This is a genomic window from Rhodobacter aestuarii (genome assembly GCF_900156655.1).
Taxonomy (GTDB): Bacteria; Pseudomonadota; Alphaproteobacteria; order Rhodobacterales; family Rhodobacteraceae; genus Rhodobacter; species Rhodobacter aestuarii.
In genome coordinates this window covers 1-25,778 of record NZ_FTOG01000015.1, presented here as the reverse complement: position 1 = coordinate 25,778, position 25,778 = coordinate 1, and the positions used below count along the sequence as shown (strand labels likewise).

The following is a 25,778-nucleotide window of genomic DNA, read 5'->3' as shown; positions in this document are numbered from 1 at the left end:
TGCCTCAAGGTGCACAGGGAACACGGCCGACTGCGCTTCGGCCACGGAACGGGGCGCATTCATGCAGCGAGCCGCTTGGCCTTGAGGGCGGCGAAGGTCTCGCCGGTTTCCGCCAGCATCGCCTCTTGGCCGCTGAAGGACTGCCAACGTTCGATGGCCACATCCACATATGCCGGGTTCAACTCGACCCCGAAGCAGACCCGCCCCGTCGTTTCGGCCGCGATCAGCGTGGTGCCGGATCCCATGAAGGGCTCGTAGACCACCTGGCCGGGGCTCGAGTTGTTCAGGATCGGACGGCGCATGCATTCCACCGGCTTCTGCGTGCCATGCACGGTGTCAGCGTCCTGATCCCTGTTGGCGATCTGCCACAGCGTGGTCTGCTTTCGGTCCCCGGCCCAATGGCCCTTGCCCTTCGCGCGCACCGCATACCAGCAGGGTTCGTGCTGCCAGTGGTAATCGCCGCGGCTGAGGACCAGCCGGTCCTTCGCCCAGATGATCTGCGACCGGATAGCGAAACCCGCGGCCGCCAAGCTTTCCGCCACGGTCGCCGCGTGCAGCGCCCCATGCCAGACATAGGCGACGTCACCGGGGAACAGAGCCCATGCCTCGCGCCAGTCGGCGCGGTCGTCGTTCAGCACCTTGCCGGTGCGTTTCGTCTTCGCGGCCCCCGCCTGGTTGCGCCAGGAGGGATCGTACTCCACGCCGTAGGGCGGGTCGGTGACCATCAGCAGGGGGCGCACATCACCCAGCAGCCGCCCCACGACATAGGCCGCAGTGCTGTCGCCGCAGATCAGCCGGTGCGCACCTAGCTGCCAGAGATCGCCCGGCACCGACACCGGCGTGACTGGCACCTCGGGAACATCGTCCTCGCCCTCGACCGGACCATCCCCGCCCAGCGCCTCGGGATCCCGCAACAGGGCGTCCAGATCCTCGTCGCTGATGCCAAGTAGCGTCAGGTCGAAATCCTCGGCCAAGAGCCCCGCGATCTCGTCGCGCAGCATCGCCTCGTCCCATTCGCCCAGTTCCGTCAGCTTGTTGTCGGCGATCCGGTAGGCTCGGCGCTCGGCCTCGTCGAGATGGCTGAGCCGGATCACCGGCACCTCGGTCAGCCCAAGCATTGTCGCGGCCAGAACGCGGCCATGGCCCGCGATTAGCTCGCCGTCGTCGGTCACCATGCAGGGAACGGTCCAGCCGAACTTGGCCATGCTGGCGGCGATCTTCGCCACCTGTTCGTCGCCGTGCATCTTGGCATTGCGGGCATAGGGGCGCAGCCGGGCAATCGGCCAGGACTCAACCTGGCTCGGCGCGAAGACGAGGTGCATGGGAGGGGGCTCGGATGTGGGGACAGAAAATAAAAACGCCCGCGAGGGGATCCTCCGGGCGCAATTCTTCGATGATCCAAGGGTAGGTCAAGGAGGGCAGATCTGTCAATCCGAAAAGTGAAGCGGATTCAACGGCTTCTCAGAAATTGGCTTTCGGCGGTGGCTTCTGGCAACCTGGCTTCCCCGGAGGTGGCTTCCCTGGCTTCCCGCCGGGAATCCACCCCGGCCAGATCGTGATTCCGCAAGCCGCTGATCTGACTCAAGAATTCCGGCATCAGCACGCAAGGTGGCTTCCGCCTGGCTTCCCCGGTGAAAATGCCTCACGCTAGCGAACCGCCGCGCTGCGCCCCCCCGCATACGTTCAGGGCCGGGGAGGAACCAGAGGAGGGGGGCGAGCCTGTAGTTCTTGACAGGCGCAGTAGACCCAGAGCATAAAATAACAAGGAAATCAGTAGCAGTGACGCGGTGCTCCGTATAGGTGCCTGCTCTGATCACAACTCGCGCCACACGCCAGTTGAAACACTAGACGCGCATCATAAAACGCGGCGGAGAGCTTCGGTAAAATTTTTTAGGCCACTTCGGCCCGAAATGCCACGCACGCCAACTTCCACCGCTCTAATCAAAATACTATCTGCTTCAACTCTCGAAAATTCGGCAGCGTGGCCGACCTCATCCCTAAAGTGAACCGCCTCCTTGACCGGCCTTGGATAAACAAGCACCACCTCAGAAATTCCAGTCGCGCGAGAGAAGGCCAGAGATTCATAAATGTCCGCATTGGAAATCGATGTGGCGGAGCGATCTACGTGCCCCTTATACTTTGCGTCTACGATGATCCGACGTTGCCCAGAACAATCAGCAACGGTAGCGATAGCGTCAGGAACGACGTTAAGCACTCTGACTGCGCCATCCTGCGTGCGCGTCCCAAGCCTATTTGGTGACTGGAGTAGCACATTCTTGGGCATAAGCGCATTGCGGAGCGATAGCGAAACGAGCTGCTCCCAAACTTGCCATGTCTGCATGACGTAGCCTGGCGCAAGAGCGTTCTTCGGATCATATGCCCCGCCAAGCCCCCGCAGGATGTCGAGAGAAAGATCAAATGTTGGTTGCCAAGCGCGCGAACGGCTCGGCATTCGCCTATCCTGAAGACGTGATGGCCTTTGCTGATGCGGAAGATGTTGCGCAAGACGCTCAAGACGTACGCGGGTTTCGACGTCGGGTACAATGGGCGCAAGACCTGCCGCAGCCGCCCTGATTACAGCATTGTAGGGGTTTTCGCGGGTGAAGGAGGTCACCGATTGCGAAAAGCCTTCCTCCGTTGGAACAGACAGATCCTCGGGATCAAAATCCCCTTCAATGGCAAACTCGCTGTGGGGCAAACGGCGATAGGTTCGCAGTGGTCTACGCTGGTTTTTCCAGTACATTTCGATGAGAGAGCGACCGATCAGTGTCGCAAGATCTGAAGTCGCGGATGCCGATGATTTCAATCCCTCGTTGTCGAGTAGCCGCCCATGGTGTGAAAGCGTGGCTAGAAAGAAGAAGTCCTCACGCCAACCGGGTGCACTGCCGAGAAATTTCGGCGCAATCTCGAGCTCAAGACCTGACGCAAGGACAAGCAAACCTGCCACATTCTGAAACTGAAAGCGGTCGGCATTAATGGATAGCGGAACACTCTCAAGTCCGAGGATCCCGCGTACACGGTCTCCTGCACGGAGCAAAAGCTCGCGCGCGGCCGACGCGGAAACATCGCCACGCTTGGCAATTTCCTCGTGGAGAGCCGAAGGCTTCGCATACTCAATAGCTGTAAAGCGCTGCCATTGGCGCATGACGACTAAACCGCCTTTTGGGACAAGGCGACCAACAGATCATAAACCTGCGAAGCATCAATGCTCACCGGACCATTGATCATGGCACGGGGCGCATCCCCGAAGGACGTCTCTTCCAAGCTGTAGGGGTTTCCGGCAATGCCGCGATCTGCGTTCAAGACGATCGCGGTTCCGCGTACGTCACCGAAAAACGCTTCATCGATGTGATTTTTAACCGTCCGCCATGCTGTCGCAAAATGAGCAAGAGCGTCAGCCACGTTTGAGGGTTTGGCATTGTTGGCCATCAGCACGCCATGACCAATCCTAAATTCCGGTCCTCGTCCAAGCGCAATTCTTTGGTTTATCGCATCGAACGCTTGGATAGCAGCCTCGCTCACATCGTGTGCCGAGCTTGGGCTCAGTGGCAAACTTGCCATCGGTGTCGCGGCAACACCGAAATGCGCTCGCAAGACCGAAGATTTGGGTTCCAGATTGAACGGAGCCCAACGACGAAGGAAGGCTACATCCAGCGGCTCGACCGAGACATCCGCCTGGTTCATTGCTGCAAGAATGTAGAGCCGCGATGGAAAAGCATACTCGATCAGATCACCGTCCACCGGATTGATCAGATCGAAGAACTGTGTTGCAGCCGTCCGCTTGCCGTCCGGCGCAAGGCGCTTGTCGGATTCGATAGCCACGATAGCTCCGCCGAATACTTGTACGGTCGGGCCGCGGTTAATCTCATCGATAATGAGGAGCGCCGCGCTATCCGGCTGCTTTGCATACTCACTGGCACGGTAGAGAATGCCTTCGGTAATTCTGAACGTGCCCGGCGGCGTGCCGACGCGGACGTCAGGCATCACGCCTGTCAGGAAATCCCGGTACTTGCTGGACTGATGAAGAACGCAGCGAAAAACTTTCCGGTTGGCGGACGTCCCGATTGCACCCGGCAGCGTTGTCGTGGGCGTTGGCGGGATGGGGACTGGTGCACCTGGTTGATGCGTCGGCGTGCTGGAGTACCCCTTGGCTTCAAAGAGGCTCGCAACCTCGCTCAGCAGCATGGACTTGCCCGTGCCCGGCGGCCCCGCAATCAGGACGTTGCGGCGGTTCTCAAGCAGGTCCAGAATATCGTTGGCGTCAGCCATGTGGGTATTGCTCTTTTGTTACCAAGTCTAGAAAGGCTGACTTGCACCCGTCGTCGAACCAATCCTGCGCAAACTTCTTGATCTTCGGGTCCCAGTTTTGGGTAAGAAGGCTCGTCTCGGTCGTGAAATACAGCCAAATATCTCGATTGGCTTGCTGGAACATCATGAACACCGAACGACCGCCATTGGGATCGTTTTGGATCAAGCCATCAAGAGCAAACTCGGAGATGCGTGCTATTCGGCATTCATTCGGGCGCGCGTATGTGGCAGGCCATATCTCCATCGTGGCGCTCTTATCGCCAGTCGGTTCATGCCAAGTGACCGTGCCACTCAGAACCTCAATTTGAGAAGTGACCCCTTTTGCCTTGCGGGTCTTGGTTGTCTTGTTCGGGAACATGCGCCGAAAAAAAGGCAAGAACTCGGTTTCCGGTCGAAAACGCAGATCGCGAGCGCCGCCCCCGCTGTCCGCGTCATTTGACTTGGCGATAAACTTCCGGCGATCTCCGTCTTCGATATTTTGAAGGAGAACCCGCTCAATGGTCTGCGAACTACTGCTCACCGCACAACCTCGTTGAATTTTTCTCGAATATTGCTGACGAACTCGGAGCTGACATAGGGTATTGCGCCGAGTTTGCGCGCGGGCTCTACCCGCTGGGCGATTTGTTCATTTTGTTCATTTCCCGCTTCTGCGTTCCGGAGCCAGGCCGAAAGCAGGACGTCTTCTGTGATGGTGGACGATGTCTCGCCATGTATTGCGGGTTGGCCGCGATCCAACAGAGGAAAGTCCTGCAAAATGAGCCTTAGGTCATCCTCGGAACAACCATATGCGCGTGCGACCAGAACGTCCGCTTCGCAGCGCAGTTCGGCAATGCGCCAGACATTCTCGAAGCTCGAATTTTTTGACTGATCAAGCTCATGCAATTTTCGGGCGACGCTAATCAGGCGCTGCGCAGGTAGTGAATTGATATCAAGGTTGGGGAGTCGAAGGGAGAGCAGGACAAAGTAATTTACCGTCGTCGTGACGATGCGCCGAAGAAGCCAATCAAAGGGAAGAGAGTTGACAATGGCCAGCCAAAGGAAAAGTCGATCATCCGATGGGTCATTGGGAAAAGAAATCGTCGGGACCTTGTTTCCGCAGATAACTCCTGGCGGGATCAACGCAGCCATCATAGACCGTTCATTAGTTTGCCCTGTGATATCACAAAAGCCCACGCGCATGCGCCGAGAGCGCCGCGTGGCTTCTGCGGATGCTGCGCTTAACGGCAGCCAGAACTGTGGAGCGACCCGGCTTTGTCCTGGTTGAATATTTTGCCAAACGGCGCTTCGTCCTTCACCAGAGACGTAAGATTTGCACCCTAGACGGTGCGGTTGGACCATTCTGCCCTCAATGACCGGAAGGCATCCTTTTTCTGGCCGTTTAACAAAGTAACGGCGGCCATGCGTCATATCGATCTCACGGCAAAACTCGGGATACCAAGACGAATCCTCTGATGAGATCACCAACCCGCCATTCTGCATTTTCTTGAACAGATACCATTCCTCTGCCGAGCGCACCTCGGGAAGAGTAAGGTCGGAGCGCAAATGCTCGATATCCTTGAGCGCAAGACGTACCTGCGGGGCGGGTTTCACGCGCTCGCTATCGGCGGTTGCATGGCCAATCTTCACTGCCGCGAGCGCCTTGCTGGAACTCGCCTTGCGGCGGTAATTCACGACTAGAAACTTAAACCGCGTGTCGATGGCGAAATGCCGTGCACGATTTTCCATTATGGTGAAGGCAAGATCATCCGTACCCTCTACGAGTGCCCGCCGCAGAGTTTCAGTGCTGAGCGAGCGGATCAGACCCGCCGGAACCAAGAGAGCACCGTGTCCGCCTACCCGCGTCAGCTTGTAAAGAAGCTCGACAAAGGCGACGTAGAGATCAGGCTCGCCCTTTGCCAGGACAGGGTAGCGATCAATAAGTGATCCCGCCATTGCGGCGCGCTCGGTTTTGGCTTCTTCGTACCCAGCAAGCGATTGCAGGCGGTAGCTCGTTCCGTAGTCGCGGGTTTCGCCGTTCGCTTTGGCGTATTCATGCCTTGTAAGCTTGACCTTTTCCCAAGGAGGGTTCGCGATCACAACGTCAAAACCGTCCTCGCTTAACTCAAGCCAACGGGCGTCTGGGGCAAGCAGGCTGTCCTGTGCTCGCCAGTGGGCGTACATCGCTGCAATGGCATCCAGGTCATCAGTGAGCGATGCAAGTGAAAGCCGAGTGCCACGTAGAGCGAACGCTGAAAGATCGGCGGCATAAACGGACTCGCGAAGCCATTCGCTGGCTAGTAGACGATCCGGTCCACAGGCTACGATGGAAACGGCTGTCAGCAATATCCCGGCACCGCAGGCCGGATCGAGAACCTTTGCCCCTTTCGTGAAATGCGCCTCAACGCTGTGAGCGAGATGCAGGGCTAGCCGAAAGTCCGTGTGATACGCACCGCTATTTCGCTGCTCACTGTGATCAAGGGCTTCCCGAGCCAGTGCGCTCAAGCAAAGTGAGGGGTGGATTCCGGTATCATCCAACAGCTGAACAAGCGTTTTCGCATCGTTAAGCAGGCGCTCGGGAGCCATCAAAGGTTTGATCGCGAACTTTGAGCAAAATGCGTGAAAATCAAAGCCACCAAGGCGGGAGGATGCCGCTTCCAAGAGTTGGAAGCGCAACTCATCGCTATTCCCGCGATAACGTTTCAGGCATTGAGAAATGTAGGCATCGGCCTTTGCGAGGCGCTTACCTTCAGCTGTACTCGATGGTTTCATGCGGCGGCGCGCTTTGCTTCCTTGGTCTTTTCGATGCAGAAAAGCAGCTCTACGACGTCGGAGGCGGCTTTGCTGGCGGTTTTGTTGGGGCGATAGCGACCGATATTCTGGAGCGAGTGAACGCTGAGTTCTCCGATGCCAGCTAGAGAATCGGAAAGCGATTTGATCGGGACGTGACCTTCGGTGCTATAGGAAAGAAAAATACGGCGAGCCGGGAGTTCAGAAATAAGACGCTCAATAGCCTTCGCGGCTCTGACTTTATAGCAAAAGTCAGATGCTTTTTCTCGCCATGGACGAATGCCGCAGACCCCTTCAACTTGAGGCTCATCACCAAGGGCGATGGTTTCAAGAATGTGATAATAGGCTGCGTATTGGCGTTTGGTGTAGGGAGGGTCTAGATAGACCGTATCCTCCGGCCTGCACGGCACCTGATGAACGTCTCGCGTGCTCATGGTCGCATGCGGAGAGACCTCGAGATATTCACCAGGCTCGATCACCAAGGCATCTAGCGATTGCCTCTGCCATTTGGATAGGAAGCAGCCATAGGTTCCGGCAGTATTTGCGACACGGTTTGAAGCGCGCATCAAATCGGCAATGAGAACGCGCTCTTCATCTGGCGTAATTATATCGCCTTGCCGCCAGGCGCGAATATTCTGCCGCATGCCATCAATTTTTTGGGCGTTCTCTTCGGTGAAATACATCCGGGAGACGTCGCAATGACCTGATGATGCTGGGCTGTACTCGCGCCAAATGAAGCCGCGCACGGGCACTGCTTCATTAAGAGCGGCAATCGCGTTTTTGTAGCCCGAAAGCCCCTTAAAAGGGATATCGGCTTTGGACGTCACGCGCGCGTAGGACATGATGGCCGAGGAAGCCAAATGATCGTTAACGTGAACGGGCCAGCCAGCGCGGGACGCTGCTTCGGCAACTGCTCCTGTCCCCGAGAAGGCATCTACGAACACACCGCCGTCAGGCGCGCCGATGTGATCGATGATGGCTTCAACGATGCGCGCCTTGGAGCCAATATACCGGAATGACATGGGCTCAGCTTCCTTCTCTCTCTTAATCTCGCAGCCACGTCAGAACGCAAGCAAAACGGTGGCTATTTTTATTAGCTTGCTCAGACTGAAAACGCCTTACCTCTTGTAGACTGCTCGCATGAGTGGTGCGCTGATTGAAGGAGATCATCGGCCGCCAGCATGCCACAAGGTAGCAGGATAGGGCAATATCTCGTGGGCACAAGGCTTACACATAGGCGTCTGGGTCGGTGGCTTTTCTCTTGTGATCGTGAACAGGGCTTGAGCTCCCTATAAGGGGGTCTTTGCGGCGCAGGCGCAAGCTTGTTAGGCGGTGCATCCCAGCCCTTAGCACACGATACATCGGACAGCAGCTCCATCGGCACTCAACGTTGATCACATCGCTTTTTCCAAGGCCGCACCTTCGGCATCACCGCCGTCACCTCGACCTCCCGCAGCATCCCGCCCGCGATCAGCCCCTCGCGAACCCAGCCCAGCGCCTGCCACCAGTCCTCATAGGCCCGCCGCGCTGAGGCGATCCGCTGCGGGTGGGGCGAGAAAGTAACGGGGCAGGCCAGAACCTCGACGGTGCGCCATTTGCCGTCGCGGGTCAGGATACGCTCAATGCCCACGACGATTGTCGTCGCGCGCTCTCCATGTTGATTGCGCTTCATTTCGACCGGCACGCAACGGGGCACGGCGCCGGGCATCCAGTCGGGCGTCAACCCCGCGCGGGCCAGTTCGGCGACGCGGATCGCCATGCGCTTGCCGCCGAGCGTGTCGGGGATCCCGGCGACGGTGGCGGCGATGACCTCTGCGTCCTCGTGGGTGTAGCCGCCGATCTTGTGCTGGCCACCGTCGATCTTGCAGCCCAGAGCGGCGCGTTGGAGGAGGACGTATTCGAGGCCGAAGCCAAAGCCCTCCTCGGTGACGTCCTTGGGCAGGGGAAGCTCCAATTGGGCTTTCTCGATCCTGAACGCCCATTCCAACGCCGCCTGCACGCCCAGCGCGCGTTTCGCGCGTTTGCCGCCTGTGTGGCTGACCGGTCGATGCAGACTCATCGCACGCCCCGTTCGCGCAGGCGTTCGGCCGTGACCAGCCCCCGGGCCAGCATGGCGTCGCGCATGGTGTTGCTGATCGCGCTGACCGGCAGGTAGCGGTCGGAGTTGATCAGATCGGCGTAGAAGGCGGCAGGATCGGAAATCGGGGGCGCGGGCGGGGCAGGGGGCGCCTTGGGCTTGCCGCGCTTCCCACCGGTATGCTCGGACTTGCGCCCTGCTGCGCGCTGCATCGCACGGTCGAGCGCCTTCGGCCCATCGGGCGGTTCGGGGTGTTCCTGGCGGGATGCCTCCGCGGCGGCGATGATCTCGGACTCTGTCAGCCCCAACTCGTCGCGCCAGCGTTGAACGTGTAGCCGGGGCGGCCAGCCTTGCCACCAGCCGGGCAGGGCGGCGGGATCGAGGCCCAGCGCGTCGAGCAGCGCCCCGAACACCTCATCGGAAATCGCCTCGCGCGCCTGCGCGCCCTCCTCCTCCTTTACTGGTTCTCTTAAAGGTTCCCTTACAGGGTTAGTGTCCGAAATCCGGACACGGCTTTCGGCATTTTCCGGACACGGGGTCCCCGAAAAATCGGACACGGCTCCGGCACAATCCCCGTGTCCGAAATCCGGACACGGCAGGGTGTCGGTCTGGCCTTCCATGGCCGAAGCGTCTGTGCTGTCGGGGCTTTCTGCGCGCGGGGTTTCTCCGTGTCCGATTTCCGGACACGGCACCACATCCACAGGTGTGAAGCCCGGCTCAAACCCCAGAATGTAGCGGGTGGGCAGCTGGCGCTTGGTCACTGGATCGAGCCGCGGCACGCGCCGCAGCAGGCCCAGGGTTTCGAGCTGGCCAAGGTGATCGTTCAGGGTCGATCGGCTGATCTCGCAGTCATGCGCCAGCCGGTCTTGCGAGGGGAAGCAGCCGTAATCAGGGTTGAACCGATCGCAGAGGTGCCAGAGCACGATCTTCGTCGTCGGCTTCAACCCGCGCTGCTTGATCGCCCAGTTGGTGGCCTCGTGGCTCATGGCGCGGGCCTCCGCTGCGGAGGGACGACGCGTGTGGTGAACCCAAACTCGGCCGCCGCGCGCAGCGCATCCTCGAGGCTGCGCACCAACGCCCAACCGAAGCTCTGCGCCCGCACCGCATCGCGAAACGCCTCCTGCTCTGGCCGCAGTCGCCCCTTGGGCGCCTTCAGCTCGAGAAACAGGATGCGGCCTTCGCACAGGATCATCAGATCGGCGAACCCGGCATGAACGCCCATACCGACGAGGATCGCCTGGCGCTTCGCCCCGCGGGGCCCGGCCTCGGTCACCTCGTTGGCGCAGTGGTGAATGATGGCCGAACGGGGCAGGGCGACGCGTAGGGCTTGCACCACGGCGCGCTGCAGATCGGCCTCGGGGGTGCCGCGGCGATTCATTGCGCGGCCCTCCCCTGATCTTCGCGCTGGGCGCGGGCGATGGCGCGGCGCGCATCGAGCACCAGCAGCAGGCGCTGGGCATCGGCCCGTTCGGCTGCGCTCTCGCCATGTGTGGCGAGGACAGTGCAGGCGAGGCGAAGCAGATGGTCGCTATGATGCGCGGCATCGGCGATCACGGCACGGGCCTCCGCTATGCGATCGGCGGGCCAGGCGGAATTGCGGGGCAGGGCGGTCATCACCGGCGCCCCCCGATACGACGGCGGCGCGGGGTGGCCTGTTCCTGCTCCTCCAGCCATTCCTCGACTGCGGCGCGGCGATAATAGACCTTGCGCCCGGCGCGCACGCAGGGTGGACCCGTCCGCATCGCTTCCCAGCGGCGCAGAGTGTCGACCGAAAGGCCGAGTTCCAGTGCAAGGTCGAGGCGGCTGATCCAGCCGACCAGGAGTGTTCGGGGTTTTTCCTGCGGCTCTGGCATTGATCCGAGGTTCGGCATCGGGCTCTCCCATTTCTGGCTCCCGGGGTGGGAGCCGGTTGCGAGAACCATCAGGGCAGAGCCGGAAGGGTGGCGCATAGGCGCTGACCGGCGCAGAGAGCGCCGGAGGCATGCCACCCCTTGTTTTATTGGCAAAAACGCGATTTTACCGAAGGCGCGGCGGAAGCCGGTGAAGAGGGGCGGCCGGGCGCACGCGGCCCCGAAACTGCATCCGGCTGCGAACAGTCGGATTTACAGATGATTTACCGGCATTGGCGGGCAAAGGGGGGGTGGCATCCGGCGCGCGCACCTTGCCACCCTCTGATTTCCTTGGTGATTTACAGAATTGCGGCGGTGAAAACCGGCGTTATTCCACGCCGCTCTGGTTCCTTCCGTGGAGATTCGGGCCTCAAACGCTGAAGGGGCTCTGCGCTGGGCGGCGAGGCGATGCGAAAACACCAATAAAACAAGGGGTGGCACGCCTCTGGCAATCTTTTTGCCGGTCAGCGCCTGTGCGCCGCCCCGGCCCGCGTGCTTGGCTTGCAATTCAAGCGAAACCACGCCTCATGTCGGATGCCAGAAGGACCAGAACCATGCCCGAACGCATCAAGCTGACCGAGAAAGTGCTCCGCGAGGCCGAGCCTGCGCCCGGCCGCGATTACCAGATCTTCGATACCGATCTGCGCGGTTTTGCCGTCTGCATCTACCGTGGCGGTGGGCGCGCCTTCACCATCGACTACCGCCATGCCGGGCGGCAACGGCGCATGACCTTCGCGCGCTGGCCGGAATGGTCGGTGGCCGCCGCGCGCGAGCGGGCCAAGGAGCTGCGGCGCGAAATCGATGCCGGGGGCGATCCCTTGGGGCAGCGCGAGGCCAAACGTCAAGCTCCGCGCATTGCCGATCTGATCGAGCGCTACTGCGCCGAACATCTGCCGAAACTCTCGGCCCATAATGCGGCGGACCAGCGCTCGTCACTGATGAAGTTGGTGGCCCCGTTCTGGGCGCGCAAACTGGTGACTGAAATCACGCCGAGCGACGTTGACAAGCTGCTGGCGCAAATTGCCGAAGGCCGGGCGCGCCCGCACAAGGAAAAGCCCAACAACCGCGCGCGCAAATTGCAGGGGCCGAAGCCCACGCCGGTGCGCGCCAACCGGGTCGGGGAGATGCTGCGCAAGATGTTCACGCTGGCCGTCCAGTGGGGCTGGCGCGAGGACAATCCCGCCCAGCGCTTCTACCGCCGCACCGAAACCCCGCGCGAACGCTTCCTCTCCAAAGACGAAATCGCCAGCCTCGCCGCGGCGCTGGACGCCGCCGAGGATCGGCGCGCGGCCGATATCATCCGGATGTGCATGCTGACCGGAGCGCGGCTCGGCGAGGTGCGGCAGGCCCGGTTTGAACAGTTCAACCTCGAACACCTGAGTTGGTCAAAGCCGCCGACCATGACGAAACAGCGCCGCGCCCACCGCGTGCCAATCTCGGACGAAACCGCCGCGATCGTGCGCCAGCGGCTGCTGCTGGTGCCGAAGGGCTCGCCGTGGCTCTTCCCCGGCGACACGCCCGGCCAGCCGGTGCAGGAGCTGCGCCGGTTCTGGGCGCGGGTGCAGAAGCAATGCGGGCTAGAAGATGTCCGCATCCATGACCTGCGCCACACCTTTGCCTCGCTCCTGGTCAGCGGCGGTGCCTCGCTGGAAATGATCGGCAAGCTCTTGGGGCACAGCCAAATGCAGACCACCTTGCGCTATGCCCATCTGATGGACTCACCCCTGCGCGCCGGGGTCGATGCCGTGGCCAACGCCTTCCGGCCGAAGCCCCAGTTGGTTCACGACAGGAATGATCGGGGCGACCGAAAGACCGCATGATCCGCACCAGCGTTGCGCGGCGGGCACAGGTCTTGCACGGTGCGAGGGAGCCGTTTGCGGCTTGATTGACGAAAGCTCGGGGGGGGGGGGTAGCGTTTCTGGGCATTTGTTTCCAAAGGTATCCCGCTCATGTCTCTTGCCAAATCCCTCTTTGCCCTCGCAGCCGCCCTTTCCCTCGCCGCCCCGGCCTCGGCCGATCCGACCTTGGGGCTTGGCCTTTCCTTCGCCTTTGGCGCGGGCAAGGTCGACACCGGGATCGGGGTCCGTGTTTTTTCCGATGACGCGGAAGACAAATTCGTCGGCAGCGCGGGGGTGGATTATATGTTCGGTTCCCGCACATGGCGCCCGACTGTCGGCGCGGCCTGGCTGGGCAACAACAGCTACATCGGCGCGGACGTGGGCTTTGGCCTGAACGGCGGTGGCATCACCTTCGGACTGGGTGCAGGTGGGGTGGATACAACCCCGCAGGCTGCAATTAGCGCCTGCACTAATCCCGCAGGCTGCGCCTGAAATACTCACGTTTTTTCGAACCGAACACGAGTAATCCCATGACCAAACCCCTTCTTGCCCTTACCACCGCCCTTTCCCTCGCCACCCCCGCCTTGGCCGATCCGAGTTTGGGGCTTGGCCTTTCCTTCGCCTTTGGCGCGGGCAAGGTCGACACCGGGATCGGGCTGCGCGTTTTTTCAAACGACAAGCAGGACAGTTTTGTCGGCTCGGTGGGCCTGGATTACATGTTTGGCACCCAATCGTTCCGGGGCACCGCAGGCGGGGCCTATCTGGGCAACGACACCTACCTTGGGCTTGAAGGTGGGATCAACTTCAACTCGGGCACATTCGACTTTGGAATTGGTGGCGGTGGAGTAGGGACGAAGGCCCCGGTGGCACCATCTGACCAAGGCCCGGTGGAAATCGTTTGACCGGCATAAAAGAGTTTGGGGTTTCATCTTTCCCCGCATGTATCCCCCCCTTGGCTTCAAGAACTGCGCTTGTTGTCGTCGCGAACAGATTTTGACCCATTCGGGAAATTTGGGATGAAACACCGGGACTGATGCGTTTGCATCAATAGGGTTCCGTCCGGCGGTGATGAATCCCTCACCCACCGTCCCGCCGCAAAGCGCGCCAGATCGGCGTGACCTTGCGGCGGATGCTGCGCTCATCGGGCATCTTCTTGCCGTCCGACCGATCCGCGAACCAGTCCTGCATCTCGGCGACCAACTCGGCTTGCGTGGCAGGCAGGCCGCGATCATGGATGCGCAGGATCAGGGCGACGGTCATGCCCTCCCAGTCGTAATTGGTCGAGGCGCCCGCAGTTGTTGTGACGCGCCGCACCATGTCGTTTTCTTCCTCGAAGGCGTGCACCTCCTCCGCGAGGATCATCATGTCGGCGATCGCGACCGGGATGCCACCGGCGGGATCGGTGATCAGCAGCCAATCCACCCGGTCGAGGGGCAGAATACGCCGAACAATACCCTCTGTCGGCCCGGTTCCGCAGCGGCGGAACAAGGGGAGAAGGTCCATGGGTGATAGCACGACTTTGCCTGCGATGACCTCCTGACCGCAGCGCACCGGGAAGATGCCCGTGAGAATCCGGAACCGGCCTGAATCTGCCCAGCCTGCAATGTCCGCGATGTTACAGCCCCAGCGAGCTGAGACTTCATGCAGGGTAAAATAGACACGCGGCGGCAAGGCCATAATGCACCATCCTCGATCAGATCAAGGGAGGGGATCAGCTCCAAACCGTCTGGCAACCTTTGTTCTGGGCGGGAGGGTCACCAATACGGCGGAATTAAGCCGATCGCGCCCCTGCTGGGTGGTGTGTCATGAATGCCGTATCGATGGTTTTTTTGCTTTTGGCTGAGGGCTGCTCACCTCGGACGGACAAGCTGCATGGACTTCCGATTCGGCGCAAGAGGGGGGCGCAAAGGAAGCTGTGGATAACGCGTGGCGCGGGGACAAGCTTCATGATCACGATGTATCCTTGCTCCCCGGTATGCCCCTTCCCTTAATAATTGTTATAAAAACAAACGCTTGGGCCGCACTGCTGCATGACGTTATTGACGAAGGTAAAATGGGTGAAAGGTGAAATCACACTATTTACATCGCCTCATTGAGGCGATATGGGTGTTGAGGTAAAGTGAAAATCACGGAATTTACCTCAATGCGGAAAGTCGTCAGAGAGTATCAGCAGCTATGCCGTGCTGAAGGTGTCGAGCTTCTCAATATCGAGCCGCGCGGCTGTCACTACGCCCTCCACTTTGAAAGAGGGTTCCTCATCGCGGCTTCCACGCCCTCCGATCATCGCGCGCGACACAATCTCCGCGCGGCGATCCGCCGCCTGAACGCTTGAAAGAAACGATCATGAATATGCCCAACCTTACCCCGGAAACGATGACTGCCGACGAACGCCGTGAGGCGTGGTTTCAGCGCGAACTGATTGGCTATGCGCTGGCTGCCAACAGCGACTACACCGCAAACTGGGACTATGGACATGAGTTGCTTGAGTTGCTCGCCTCGCGTTTTCGCGTGATCGAGTTGATCCTCGGCGCAGACGAAGTTGCACCGCATCTGTTTGCCTTGCTGCACGGTCCCGACGTTGAAGGTGAGACTTGGCGCGAAGCTTTCGAGACTTATGACCCCGTACTTACGCCCCATTGGACTGGTACCAAGCTTATCGATAATGCCGGAATTTATGGTCTCTACGGCGTCACGCCGAAGGAGGTTCGGTTCGACGAGCGTGACGGGTGGCTCGAGGAACTTGCCAGGCATCTGGAGCAGTTCCGGCAGTTTGCGCAGCCCGAGCCGCAGGGGGTAATCGCGCGGATCATCAATCTCGCATTGTCGCGGCGCGCCATCGACACCGGTGTCGGTGAAGTGGATCTTCAGTCACTCGCTCTTTTCGGCGGTGTAACCGAAGGCCGGATCCGGAACATCCTCTCGAGTAACGATGGTGGGCTTGAAAAGGTCGGTTCGCGTGTAACCGCCACCAGCGCAGCGGCGTGGCTCAAGGGGCGGAAGGAGTTCTTTGCCTCGATCTGGCCGCAGCCCGATGAAACGCCGCCCGAAGCGCCGAGCCCAGATTTTGCCGATGATGTCGTTTTCGTGCCGGTTGCCGCAGATGGAAGTCATTTCCATCCCGGCCTCGCGCGCGGCGGCAAGTTCATGGTCGGTGCGAAGGGTGAAGAGGTACAGTATGCCTCCTTTGACGAGGCGCTGATCGCTTTGCACAAGATGGCGACCCCGCGCTGGCGCCGCCCGAACGAGGCAGGTAACTGGGGTATTGTCTCCGGGCGGGACTGGAAGCGCATCGAGCGCCGCCAGTTGATGTCTATGTGCGCGGGAGTTTGATGATGTGTTTCTCCGCCAATGACCTGCTTTCTGCCCTGCTCGAAGCAGCGCCCCGCCCGACAGTTCAGGCGCCGCGTGATGCGCGGGGCCTTTACGGCCTCGTCGATCACCATGGTGATCTGCGCTACATTGGATCGACCAGTTCGACGGAACAGACTTTTTACGAGCGGATTCATCAGCGCCATCGCACCGGATCAGAAGGAATGAGCCACTACTTCTCGGCCATGTACAACACCGGTCGTATGTGGCGCGACCGCAAGGATGCGCTGACCAAGGCGGATGGCGACATTGCCAAGGCGTTGCGCAACGAATTCGTCGTCGATCACTGCCGCGCGGTCTGGCTTCCCTTGCCCGACACGGTGGACATCACCCGGCTGGAGGCCGAGGTCATCGCTCTCGCGCCCGACCACGCCATCGCCTGGAACCGGCGCAGGATGCAGGTCTATGACGAGCCGGTCGATCTGGTTGAGGCGACGCTGCGCCGCCTTGGCTGGGGGGCGCGGGAATTGGCCGCAATCGAGCGGCAGCGCCTGCGTTTTCTTTCCTCGATGGTTGGTACCGTCGCGACGCCTGCGCCGAAGCCCGCGGCCATCCGGCAGACGCGTGTCACGCCCTTTCCTGAGGGCCCGTTCCGCTTCTTTGCTTTGGACGTCGAGACGGCGAATAACGACCGTGGCAGTATTTGCCAGATCGGTGTTGCCTGCGTGCGCCCCGACAATTCTATCGAGACCTGGGTAACTTACGTCGACCCGCAGGTGGAGCGCTGGGTGTTCACCTACCTCCATGGGATCAGTGCCCGTACGGTGCAGGGCGCCCCGACCTTTGCCGAGGTGCTTTCGGTCTTGCGGGAGGCGCTGAATGGCGGGACGGTCTATCAGCACTCCGGCTTTGATCGCAGCGCCATTGCTGCCGCCTGTGGCAACTGCGGCCTGCCGACCCCTCAGTGGGACTGGCGCGACAGCGTCCATGTTGCCCGCGCCGCTTGGCCCGAGTTGCGGGGCAACGGTGGCCATGGCCTCGCAAGCCTCAAGCAGCACCTTGGTCTCGTGTTCGAGCATCATGACGCAGGCGAGGATGCCCGCGCAGCGGCAGAGGTGGTCCTGCGCGCCGAAGGCGTTCAGCCTGTTCGCACGGGGCCTCGAGTTCAGACAGGCCAGATCACGATTGCAGACGACGAGGAATTCGACCTGATTGAGGACGGAAACGAAACCGTGATGCGCGTCCGCGAAACCGCGGCCGCATCAATGCCGTCAAACGCCGTTCCGCGTCAGCATGCTGCGCGCCACATCGGCACGACCGAGATCACGCAGGGCAACATCGACAACAACCACATCTACCTCAGGAGTTTCTTCGAGAAGTTTCCGGCGGACGCAATCGGTGGATCAAACCGTGCTTCGGCCGCCCAGCGCGAAATTGCCGTCGACTGGGGCGGTGGTACTGTGGTCATGACCGACCTCGACGGCGCCAAGCGGTTCTTCCGCAAGCGTAGCTGGATCCGGGAGTTCTTCGAGCGGCATGGGGTTCGCGCCGGGGATATGGTGACGGTCGAGGAAGTGGCACCCTACAGTTACCGTGTGGCGCTCCAGCGGCGTAATCCCTAGAAATGGACGCAAAGCTGCGGGATTCCCGACTTAGGCAGTGTCCCGCGGCTTCGCTCCAGGCGATCAGGTGAGTGAAGGGCAATGGCCGAGCGCAACGATATTTCCAGCCTTCTGGCCTTCATCCGCCGGGAAGGTGGCTGCGGGGCGTGAAAAGGTGATCGACTGGCTGAAGATGCTAGAGAAACGCAGCGCCGGGCATGGCGAGGGACCCATCGCCGAGTACGATTTTGGCTGGATGTGGGGCGAACTCGGGCTCTAGGATCATCGGCAATGAAGGCCGACAACACGGTCTGCGATGATGAACAGCGGGGGAAGGCGCGCAGGCTACATCAACGCCACATCAACCTGCGACTGCGCGCATGACGCTGCGTTTGCTTGTGAATTCGTGTGAACATTGTTGCGTGCGCAGATGAAAATCGCGCCAAAACAAGCGTTTGCGGCGCAACGTGTTGGTTTTTATAAGTTATTGGAATCGCAGGAATTTTGGCTCATAACCTGAAGGTCGTAGGTTCAAATCCTACCCCCGCAACCAAAAAATCCGACACCCCGCCTACGCCAAGGCGGGGTTTTGCTTTTGAAGCATCCCCCAAAGACAAAATCGATCCCAACTCCCCATAAAGTTCAATCACATGACCGCCCGGCGCTCCCGCGTCAGGATGAAGGCGGATCTCCGAAATCAGACCGCGGAGAAGAGCGATCGCCTCCGGACGCGTCGCGTCATCGGACAGGCTCGCAGCAAGGGTCGAGACTTTCTGGCGATAGACATCCGCCAGGCCCGGATGCAGGGTGATGGGATCCGGGGCAGGGGTGGCCGCAAGCTGTGCTTCAAGTTGCGTGCGCTCTGCTTCCAGCCCGTCCATCTTCTCCTTCATGCTCGGGTGGAACATGCCCGCAGTGATCGCCGTGACGATGTTGTCGATCTCTTTCGTCACCTTTGTCAGTTTGCGCTCTGCGTCGCCTCTGGCCGAGAGGGCGGCCAAGCGTTCTTTTTGAACTTCTCGCTGAAACTCCGCGATGAATTCCGCCAGAAGAGCGGGATGCAAAAGCTTGTCGCGCAAACCTGTCAGTACCCGCTCTTCGATTTGTTCGCGGTGGATCAATTGGCGGTTCTCGCAGGTGCCCCGATTGCGCGCCGCAGAGCATCCATATTTGACTTTATTCATCAGCGTGTAGCCAGCGCCACAGCACCCGCATTTGAGTAAGCCCGAGAACAGATGCGTCGGTCGGCGCCCGACGCCAAACGCGTTATGAGCCAACGACTCTGAAGCACGTGCTTCGAAGATATCTTCGCGGATCGCACCTTGGCGCTGTTTGACCCGGGTCCATTGGTCGTCGCTGATGATCCGCAGATGGCGGGGGATTGATGTGCCAGGGCACGATCGAGGTCGCCGAGGGTTCTTGGCCGTTCGGTTGTGAAGATGTTTCTGAGGGCCTCGCTCAGCCTTATCTTGGGTGCAGTCGTCAGCCGACGGGTGATGACCGGCGGGTCGAAGCGCGGGATCTGGGGGTTGAAGTAGTCTGGTAACGGCAAGCCGAGGCGCCGAGCCAGCATTTGGTGATTGCGACTCGTCCGAATGTCTCCGGTCTCGGGGCGCAGGCGGGATCCGTCAAAGCCACGCAGTGCGATGGCGACATGCACATGGTCGCAGTTGGCATCGGTATGACGGGCTGCGACCCACGGAGTGCGCAGGGCGGGCAGGCCCATCAGATCGAGCTGCGCCATGACAATCGCATGCCATGTTTCGCGACTGGCTCGCAGACCCTCTGGCAGCGACAGTGTCATGTGGATCACTCCCGCACCATCCGCCAGGCGATCCAAGCGGTTGCGCATGGACACGGGATCTGCGCGGAGGATGGTGCCACCGATGAACTCCGCACCGTCACGGAGGTCATAGTCGGGCAATACGCCGGCCGTTTTGTGGTAGGTGTTATGCGCGCGCATCGATCAGCTTTTCTTAATCCTGCGGAGCTCCAGCGTGACCCCGTCGAGGAGAAGCGCCAGGTGGTCGAGCTGTTTGGGATCGATATCTTCGGTGTTCAGCGTCACACCGACCTGACCGACAAGATCCGCGATCGCCTGTGTGCCGATTTCGGGTTCCAAAGCCCGTCTGCGGATGAACACAGTGCGGCTCTCTGATCCGGCAGACTGGCGTAGCGTTTCCAGCAGCGAGAGCTCCTCCTCAAAGAAGCGGACCTTGACGTACTTTTCCCGTCGCGCGCTCATGCCCGCCCACCGTCGGAGTGACCGATAATCTGGGGGCACGTAGAGCGGGTGCGGGCGCAGATGTTGGCCTGGTTGTTAGTCAACGTGGTTGTTCCTTTAGCAGTTTTTCTGGCCAACATTGTAACTGCTGCAGGATGCCACATCGCGCCAGAATGGCGGCTCGAGGCCGTCTCACGTCGCTATTATGTGGATAACCGCGCTGACCTGGTGAGCCGAGTGGCTGGTGAATCGCCCAGCAAGTGCCGGCTGAGTTGACCTTGGCGGGAATTCCGTAATTTCCGCCCAAGGGGCTCACAGACCAGACTGGCCATGTCTAATACGTTTATCGGATCGCAATTGTCGCTTCGGGCCGAGCAAGGGGCACTTGCGCGCGAAAGAACCTAAGGGGGAGGGCCCTCGGGCGGGCAATCACGAGCCGAAGCATCCGATATGTCGAAAATTATTTTCTGAACCTGGCCATCATCCTCGCGAAGAGGCCCTTTTCGCTCCAACGCATCCAGCGGCTGTAAAGTGTTTTGTGAGGGCCATACTCCTTCGGCGCATCACGCCAACGCAAGCCGCGCGCTTCCCGGCCCACAAGGACCTGTCGGGCTTCGACTTCGCGGCCAGCGAGATCAACGAGGCCCTCGTCCGCCAGCTTCATCGATGCGAGTTCCTCGATGGCTCCGAGAACGTGGTCCTGATTGGCGGGCCCGGCACCGGGAAAAGCCATGTCGCGACCGCCCTCGGTGTCCAGGCGATCGAGCATCACCGCAAACGTGTGCGCTTCTTCTCCACGGTCGAGCTGGTGAATGCGCTGGAGCAGGAAAAGGTAAGCCGAACGAGACCGGGAGCGTGATCAGCTCGTTGATCAGATCGAAGACTTGCGCACTCGCCTAGACGGAGCCGAGGCCGAGCGGGTGCGCCTGAATGCGCTTTTGACCGATCAACGAAATACAGAGAAGATGCCGAGGCGACGTGGGTTGTGGGCATCCTTTTGGAGATGAGGTGAAAAATGGTTCATGACTTCAAACCTAATGATCCAGTCGTTCGAAAAGACGACCCGACCGGTACGATCTTGTTTGTAGACCGAGTTTTTGGTGATGCAATTACCTGCACAAATCCCCTCGACGAGCGACAAAAAATATATTTGGACGCATGTCAAATTGACCACAAGAAATATTTCAAACAAGACGATGGAAAGGAATAAAACAATGGGTGATCGAGACCTTCCGATATACAACCCTGATAGCCCAGGTGATCTTGATGATTATTGGGAGTCCAGCGCTTCTTATGAAGAAGCGAGAAAAAACCGAGAAAAATCAATTGATGATAAAATTGGCAATATAGAATCTGCGTCGGACTGGCTGCGCGCTCTGTCCATATCTTTGGCAGATGAAGATGATTATATATTTGATAGGCTAATAGAGATCGCACATAACTGGAAGCATGACGCGAAGGCTCAACAATGTATGATCAATATTTACGGAAACATCGTTGAGCTTCGAAATAGTTTTTGGTAGTGGCACCAGTGGTATGGCTCACTACTTTTCATTACATTCCTTCCTTATCTTATTGATTCTGCTTATAATGCCTCCTGGTTGTCGGGCGAGATCTTCGGAGATCTCGCCGATGGATCGACCTTCAATCAGCAGGGCCATAAGTCTTTCTTCTTCGCGTGGGGACCATGCTCTATAGGCATTCCTGTGTGTTTTCCTGATGTCCGCTATGACATAACTTTTTTCTTCATGAGAGGCGTCTAGCTATTGATTGTCACTGAGAACTGACCCGGTATGGGCATAAATTGTCACTGAGAACTGACCCATGTGAACACACTGCCCCGACATTTTTGGCTCGGGGGATATGGAGTGATCGACATGGGATTTTTGAGTGTTATTCGACGCTGGGCATTGCGTGACAAAATGCCAATCAGAGAGATTGCCCGCCGCACGGGTCTATCTCGGAACACGGTGAAGAAGTATCTGCGCGAGGGCGCTGTTGAGCCGCAGTTCAAGACGCCGCCGCGACCGACCAAGCTGGACCCCTATGCGGATCGGTTGTCTGCGTGGTTGCTGACGCAGACGCGCAAAGCGCGCAAGGAGCGTCGAACCGTCAAACAGATGCACGCGGACCTGGTGCATTTGGGGTATAATGGTTCCTACGAGCGTGTGGCGGCTTTTGACCACCGCTCTACTCGACCGTCTCACGCAACGCTGCCACATCTTGGAAACGGGCAACGACAGCTACCGTTTCAAGGCCAGTTCCAAAGCTACCAAAAAAACGCGAAAGGAGACCGCAACATTGACCGCGTCATAGACCACGACGCATAACTGAAGGTGGGTCAATTCTCGGTGAAAATACCGGGTCAGTTCTCAGTGACAATCAACACCCGGACCAACTCGCGCTGTTCTAGCTTTGTCCACGCATTTCGGCGCGCCAGATGCACTGCTTTTTACCTTTACTTCAAGGGCTTGGCAGCGCATCCAGCTTAGCCGTTCAGAAACCGCGGGCCAACCGCAACGGCGGGTTCGACATAGCGATAGGCAAAGCTAGCTTGGGGTCAGGATGCATTGATTTCAGTTGCGCTGCGTGTTTCACGCCTCCGAAAACGGGGCGATGACATGAGCGATCTCTTCTGGCTGACCGACGCGCAGATGGCGCGTCTGGCTCCCTTCTTTCCCAAGTCACACGGGAAGCCTCGGGTTGATGACAAGCGGGTGTTGAGCGGGATTATCTTCATCAATCGCAATGGCTTTCATATGATACGATATGGACCGCACTTCACGTTCTGCCATTTCGGCCTTCAGCAGCTGCGATAGGATGGGGATCGCCGCGTCGAACGCTGGCGCGCCCTGTTCCATGAGGTCATGCACAGCCTGCGCCATGCCTGGCATCTTCAGACTGCGGAGCATGATGACGAAGCGCGCATTCACGTCGCGCTTCTTGCCAGCGCCCACACGGTCCACTGCCGTGCGCATGTTGTCGTAGATCCCGCGACCCGGCACGCCTTCGAACACCCTGAACGCATGCCAATGCGCATCGAACAGCATCTCGTGTGTCTGCAGCAAATACGCCCTGACCAGGAACGCGCGGCTATGCGACAGCTTGATGTGTGCGACCTGCAGCTTGGTCCGTTCTCCTCGTTTCCCGAGCTGCAGCTATCCGCTGCGCATGCCCAGAACCCGACGGCCGGCAACGGCCCAAGGACGAAGCCGCTCCGCGGCATTGGTGCCCTTGGCGGGTGTTCGTTCGGCAATGATATGAACGTGGTGCATTTGGCTGCGGGCCTTTCTGCCTGACGATCGGGGTCTTCCCCTTCATCAGACAGGAGGTTCCCATGACGGAGGAAAGAACCACCCCGCTGCGCCAACGGATGGTCGAAGACATGCGCATCCGGGGCATGGGCGAGAAAGCCCAGAAATCGCACATCCGCGCCATCAAGGATTTCGCCCGCTTCCTGAACCGCTCCCCCGACACCGCCACGCCGGAGGAATTGCGCGCGTATCAACTGCACATGACCGATGCAGGGGTCACGCCGTCGACCTTCAACACCCGCATCGTGGCGCTGCGGTTCTTCTTTGGCATGACCTGCGGGCGCGAGGAGATGAAGCGGTTCATGCAGTTCCGGCCGGAGCCGCGTCGATTGCCGGTGGTGTTCAGCGTGGAGGAGGTCTCCGACATCCTGATGGCGGCCCCCGGGCCGGGGCTTAAGTATCGGGCGGCGCTCAGCATCGCCTATGGTGCCGGGCTGCGCGCCGCCGAGGTCTGCAACCTCAAGGTCGGGGACATCGACAGTGACCGGATGCTGATCCATGTCGAACAGGGCAAGGGTAAGAAAGACCGCAAGGTCATGCTGTCGCCCAGCCTGCTGAAGCTTCTACGCACTTACTGGCGCGAAGCGCGGCCCCAAGGATGGTTGTTCCCGGGCAAACCCCGGATCAACCCTATTTCTCCGCGCCAGTTGAGCCGCGCCTTCCATGAGGCGAAGACCCTGGCCGGGGTGAAGAAGGCCGCCACGTTACACACCCTGCGCCACAGCTTCGCGACCCATCTTCTGGAGGCAAACACAGATGTCCGGGTGATCCAGGTGCTGCTGGGGCACGCAAAGCTCAGCACCACCGCCCAGTACACCCATGTCGCCACCAAGACGATCCGCAGCACGGTCAGCCCCTTCGAGGCTCTCTCGAAGCTGCACGATGAAAGCGTGCAACGAAGTCCGCAATAGCCCCAACCGGGGGTGCCCCGGCCAAAGCTGGAATTGGCTGACATCTTCCGCACCCATGGCCCGGCGTGGCGACGGGCCAATGCGGGGCATGTCAGACTGACCCAGCTGAAGGTGATGTCGGCCATCGAAGCCTGCCGAACCGAGGCGCTTGGCGGGCATGTGGCCGGTTGCGCCAACTGCGGCCACCAGCACATCGCCTATAACTCCTGCAAGAACCGGCATTGCCCCAAATGCCAGGGGCCGGCGGCGCGCGACTGGATGGCCGCGCGCGCCGAGGACCTGCTGCCGGTCGAATATTTCCACGTCGTCTTCACCCTGCCGGCCGAGATCGCGCAGATTGCCTATTGGAACAAGAAGGCGGTCTATGACCTGTTGTTCCGCGCCTCGGCCGAAACGGTCATGACCATCGCGGCCGACCCCAAACGCCTCGGCGCACGGCTCGGCATGACGGCGGTGCTGCACACTTGGGGTTCGGCGCTGACCCACCATCCCCACATCCACATGATCGTTCCGGGCGGCGGCCTGTCGCCCGACGGCACCCGCTGGATTGCCTGCAAGCCCGGATTCTTCCTTCATGTGCGGGTGCTGTCGCGCTTGTTCCGGCGCCTCTGTCTTGAAGGGCTGATCGCCTTGCACCGCGCGGGGGATCTCGCCTTCTTCGGCGATCTGGCGGGGCTCGCAGAGAGCGCCGCCTTTGCCGCCTGGCTGGCCCCGTTCCGCAAATCCGAATGGGTGGTCTACGCCAAGCCCCCCTTCGGCGGCCCCGAGGCGGTGCTGGCCTATCTCAGCCGTTACACCCACCGCATCGCGATCTCGAACAGCCGCCTGCTCAGCGCCGACGCCGGAACCGTGGCGTTTCGCTGGAAGGACTACCGCATCAAGCAGGGCGACCGGCAAAAGGTGATGCGCCTCGCCACCGACGAATTCATCCGCCGGTTCTTGATCCATGTCCTGCCCGACGGCTTTCACCGCATCCGGCATTACGGCTTGCTGGCAAGCGCCAATCGCAAGGCCAATATCGCGAAGATCCGCGCCCTGCTCGGGGTGCCGCAACCTGCGGCAGCGCCCAAAACTGCGGCTGAACCCGCCCCCCTGTCCCTGCGCGAACCATGCCCCTGTTGTGGCGCGCAGATGCGGATCATCGAGATCTTCCGGCACGGACAGACGCCGCGTTCACGGGCACCACCGCGGGAGCAGGCCGCATGATGAAACGCCCATCCCTTTGCCTGATCCGCCGCCGGTGCTTGCCTGGGCTCCGAACTCAAACCAATTGTGCCGCGCCCCAAGATCCGCGACCAGCCCGGTCAAAACGCCCGCGCAAGGCGTTGCGTACACAGCCTTCTCGTCGGAAAAGTCCTGTTCGGCGAAGAGACCCAGGCCCCTGTCGCTGGTCTCAAACGCATCAGGTCTTCGCCGGCAGCGATCTTTCCCCATAGATCCCCCTTAGCGAGATGGCGCAGCGCAGCATTCATCTCGGAGATGCTGGCATCTGTAGCTTCACCAATCTGGTTTAGCCCACGGCAGATCTCGGCAAAAATTCC

25 protein-coding genes and 7 pseudogenes are annotated in these 25,778 nt (G+C 60.1%); 13 read left to right on the top strand and 19 right to left on the bottom strand.

All coding sequences use genetic code 11. The features are described 5' to 3' along the window. Positions 1-59: 59 nt before the first annotated feature. From BW967_RS17100 to BW967_RS17050, 11 genes are all read right to left on the bottom strand, one after another. On the bottom strand, positions 60-1,322 hold the full coding sequence (locus tag BW967_RS17100) for a site-specific DNA-methyltransferase (RefSeq protein WP_076486316.1): 1,263 nt from the start codon (positions 1,320-1,322) through the stop codon (positions 60-62). Between the two features lie 533 nt (positions 1,323-1,855). Beyond that, a complete protein-coding gene (locus BW967_RS17095; RefSeq protein WP_076486315.1) occupies positions 1,856-3,145 on the bottom strand; it encodes a 5-methylcytosine restriction system specificity protein McrC in 1,290 nt (429 codons plus the stop codon). Positions 3,146-3,150: 5 nt separating this feature from the next. Continuing rightward, positions 3,151-4,269, bottom strand: a complete 1,119-nt coding sequence (locus BW967_RS17090; RefSeq protein ID WP_076486314.1) for an AAA family ATPase — start codon at positions 4,267-4,269, stop codon at positions 3,151-3,153. Next, positions 4,262-4,828: a hypothetical protein gene (locus BW967_RS17085; RefSeq protein ID WP_076486313.1), complete on the bottom strand. Its 567-nt coding sequence runs from the start codon at positions 4,826-4,828 to the stop codon at positions 4,262-4,264. Before BW967_RS17085 ends, BW967_RS17090 begins: the two co-directional genes overlap by 8 nt. Beyond that, entirely contained in the window at positions 4,825-7,056 is a 2,232-nt protein-coding gene (locus tag BW967_RS17080) for an N-6 DNA methylase (RefSeq protein WP_076486312.1), read from the bottom strand. Before BW967_RS17080 ends, BW967_RS17085 begins: the two co-directional genes overlap by 4 nt. Next, positions 7,053-8,096 carry a DNA adenine methylase gene (locus tag BW967_RS17075; protein WP_076486311.1) on the bottom strand — a complete coding sequence of 348 codons (1,044 nt, stop codon included), beginning with the start codon at positions 8,094-8,096 and terminating at the stop codon, positions 7,053-7,055. The genes BW967_RS17080 and BW967_RS17075 overlap by 4 nt, the downstream gene beginning before the upstream one ends. Positions 8,097-8,458: 362 nt before the next feature. Continuing rightward, complete coding sequence (locus tag BW967_RS17070) at positions 8,459-9,133, bottom strand: hypothetical protein (RefSeq protein WP_076486310.1); 675 nt, start codon at positions 9,131-9,133, stop codon at positions 8,459-8,461. After that, positions 9,130-10,137, bottom strand: a complete 1,008-nt coding sequence (locus tag BW967_RS17065; protein ID WP_076486309.1) for a helix-turn-helix domain-containing protein — start codon at positions 10,135-10,137, stop codon at positions 9,130-9,132. Before BW967_RS17065 ends, BW967_RS17070 begins: the two co-directional genes overlap by 4 nt. After that, positions 10,134-10,529: a VRR-NUC domain-containing protein gene (locus BW967_RS17060; RefSeq protein WP_076486308.1), complete on the bottom strand. Its 396-nt coding sequence runs from the start codon at positions 10,527-10,529 to the stop codon at positions 10,134-10,136. The genes BW967_RS17065 and BW967_RS17060 overlap by 4 nt, the downstream gene beginning before the upstream one ends. Beyond that, positions 10,526-10,765: a hypothetical protein gene (locus BW967_RS17055; RefSeq protein WP_076486307.1), complete on the bottom strand. Its 240-nt coding sequence runs from the start codon at positions 10,763-10,765 to the stop codon at positions 10,526-10,528. The genes BW967_RS17060 and BW967_RS17055 overlap by 4 nt, the downstream gene beginning before the upstream one ends. Further along, on the bottom strand, positions 10,765-11,022 hold the full coding sequence (locus tag BW967_RS17050) for a helix-turn-helix transcriptional regulator (RefSeq protein ID WP_076486306.1): 258 nt from the start codon (positions 11,020-11,022) through the stop codon (positions 10,765-10,767). The genes BW967_RS17055 and BW967_RS17050 overlap by 1 nt, the downstream gene beginning before the upstream one ends. Positions 11,023-11,594: 572 nt before the next feature. Here BW967_RS17050 and BW967_RS17040 point away from each other — a divergent pair. From BW967_RS17040 to BW967_RS17030, 3 genes are all read left to right on the top strand, one after another. Continuing rightward, positions 11,595-12,860, top strand: a complete 1,266-nt coding sequence (locus BW967_RS17040) for a tyrosine-type recombinase/integrase (protein WP_076486304.1) — start codon at positions 11,595-11,597, stop codon at positions 12,858-12,860. A gap of 129 nt (positions 12,861-12,989) precedes the next feature. Next, positions 12,990-13,370: a hypothetical protein gene (locus tag BW967_RS17035; protein ID WP_076486303.1), complete on the top strand. Its 381-nt coding sequence runs from the start codon at positions 12,990-12,992 to the stop codon at positions 13,368-13,370. A gap of 38 nt (positions 13,371-13,408) precedes the next feature. Further along, positions 13,409-13,780 (top strand): hypothetical protein, encoded by a 372-nt coding sequence (locus tag BW967_RS17030; RefSeq protein ID WP_076486302.1) that lies wholly within the window; start codon positions 13,409-13,411, stop codon positions 13,778-13,780. A 175-nt stretch (positions 13,781-13,955) separates the two neighbouring features. On the opposite strand, the gene BW967_RS17025 is transcribed toward BW967_RS17030, so the two are convergent. After that, positions 13,956-14,555 (bottom strand): hypothetical protein, encoded by a 600-nt coding sequence (locus tag BW967_RS17025; RefSeq protein ID WP_076486301.1) that lies wholly within the window; start codon positions 14,553-14,555, stop codon positions 13,956-13,958. A gap of 666 nt (positions 14,556-15,221) precedes the next feature. On the opposite strand from BW967_RS17025, the gene BW967_RS17015 reads away from it, so the two are divergent. Both BW967_RS17015 and BW967_RS17010 read left to right on the top strand, forming a co-directional pair. Further along, entirely contained in the window at positions 15,222-16,208 is a 987-nt protein-coding gene (locus BW967_RS17015; RefSeq protein WP_245826606.1) for a hypothetical protein, read from the top strand. Positions 16,209-16,210: 2 nt separating this feature from the next. Then, entirely contained in the window at positions 16,211-17,809 is a 1,599-nt protein-coding gene (locus BW967_RS17010; protein ID WP_076486299.1) for a 3'-5' exonuclease, read from the top strand. Between the two features lie 488 nt (positions 17,810-18,297). Here BW967_RS17010 and BW967_RS17000 read toward each other — a convergent pair whose 3' ends face one another. From BW967_RS17000 to BW967_RS18590, 4 genes and pseudogenes are all read right to left on the bottom strand, one after another. After that, on the bottom strand, positions 18,298-18,972 hold the full coding sequence (locus BW967_RS17000) for a zinc ribbon domain-containing protein (RefSeq protein WP_245826604.1): 675 nt from the start codon (positions 18,970-18,972) through the stop codon (positions 18,298-18,300). Then, positions 18,972-19,751 (bottom strand): relaxase/mobilization nuclease domain-containing protein, encoded by a 780-nt coding sequence (locus BW967_RS18795; RefSeq protein ID WP_175610477.1) that lies wholly within the window; start codon positions 19,749-19,751, stop codon positions 18,972-18,974. The genes BW967_RS17000 and BW967_RS18795 overlap by 1 nt, the downstream gene beginning before the upstream one ends. 3 nt (positions 19,752-19,754) lie before the next feature. Further along, the gene (locus tag BW967_RS18595; RefSeq protein ID WP_139327856.1) at positions 19,755-20,033 is read right to left on the bottom strand and encodes a hypothetical protein; all 279 of its coding nucleotides are present in this window, start codon (positions 20,031-20,033) and stop codon (positions 19,755-19,757) included. A gap of 457 nt (positions 20,034-20,490) precedes the next feature. Next, positions 20,491-20,631, bottom strand: a pseudogene (locus BW967_RS18590) (transposase); the annotation flags it as partial. On the opposite strand from BW967_RS18590, the pseudogene BW967_RS16985 reads away from it, so the two are divergent. From BW967_RS16985 to BW967_RS16970, 5 genes and pseudogenes are all read left to right on the top strand, one after another. After that, positions 20,587-20,850 (top strand): annotated as a pseudogene (locus BW967_RS16985) (ATP-binding protein); the annotation flags it as partial. The pseudogenes BW967_RS18590 and BW967_RS16985 sit on opposite strands and share 45 nt — an antisense overlap. A 265-nt stretch (positions 20,851-21,115) precedes the next feature. Further along, positions 21,116-21,535: a hypothetical protein gene (locus tag BW967_RS18585; RefSeq protein ID WP_139327855.1), complete on the top strand. Its 420-nt coding sequence runs from the start codon at positions 21,116-21,118 to the stop codon at positions 21,533-21,535. A 354-nt stretch (positions 21,536-21,889) separates the two neighbouring features. Next, positions 21,890-22,192, top strand: a pseudogene (locus BW967_RS16980) (helix-turn-helix domain-containing protein); the annotation flags it as partial. Next, positions 22,191-22,328, top strand: a pseudogene (locus BW967_RS18870) (ATP-binding protein); the annotation flags it as partial. The pseudogenes BW967_RS16980 and BW967_RS18870, both read left to right, overlap by 2 nt. A gap of 305 nt (positions 22,329-22,633) precedes the next feature. Further along, positions 22,634-22,789: pseudogene (locus BW967_RS16970) on the top strand (IS5/IS1182 family transposase); the annotation flags it as partial. Here BW967_RS16970 and BW967_RS18790 read toward each other — a convergent pair. Beyond that, positions 22,766-22,924, bottom strand: a pseudogene (locus BW967_RS18790) (ATP-binding protein); the annotation flags it as partial. The pseudogenes BW967_RS16970 and BW967_RS18790 sit on opposite strands and share 24 nt — an antisense overlap. Continuing rightward, a pseudogene (locus BW967_RS18990) lies at positions 22,922-23,152 on the bottom strand (IS21 family transposase); the annotation flags it as partial. The pseudogenes BW967_RS18790 and BW967_RS18990, both read right to left, overlap by 3 nt. Between BW967_RS18990 and BW967_RS18865 the strand changes: the two are divergent. The 3 genes from BW967_RS18865 to BW967_RS16950 are packed head-to-tail and all read left to right on the top strand — an operon-like array spanning position 23,108 to position 25,443. Then, complete coding sequence (locus BW967_RS18865; protein ID WP_076486295.1) at positions 23,108-23,311, top strand: hypothetical protein; 204 nt, start codon at positions 23,108-23,110, stop codon at positions 23,309-23,311. The pseudogene BW967_RS18990 and the gene BW967_RS18865 overlap by 45 nt on opposite strands. Positions 23,312-23,349: 38 nt before the next feature. After that, a complete protein-coding gene (locus BW967_RS16955; protein WP_076486294.1) occupies positions 23,350-24,237 on the top strand; it encodes a tyrosine-type recombinase/integrase in 888 nt (295 codons plus the stop codon). Positions 24,238-24,249: 12 nt separating this feature from the next. Further along, the gene (locus BW967_RS16950) at positions 24,250-25,443 is read left to right on the top strand and encodes an IS91 family transposase (protein ID WP_076486293.1); all 1,194 of its coding nucleotides are present in this window, start codon (positions 24,250-24,252) and stop codon (positions 25,441-25,443) included. Between the two features lie 98 nt (positions 25,444-25,541). Here the strand turns inward: BW967_RS16950 and BW967_RS18860 are convergent. Then, positions 25,542-25,778: hypothetical protein (locus BW967_RS18860; protein ID WP_217696395.1), on the bottom strand; the 237-nt coding region annotated here is incomplete at its 5' end.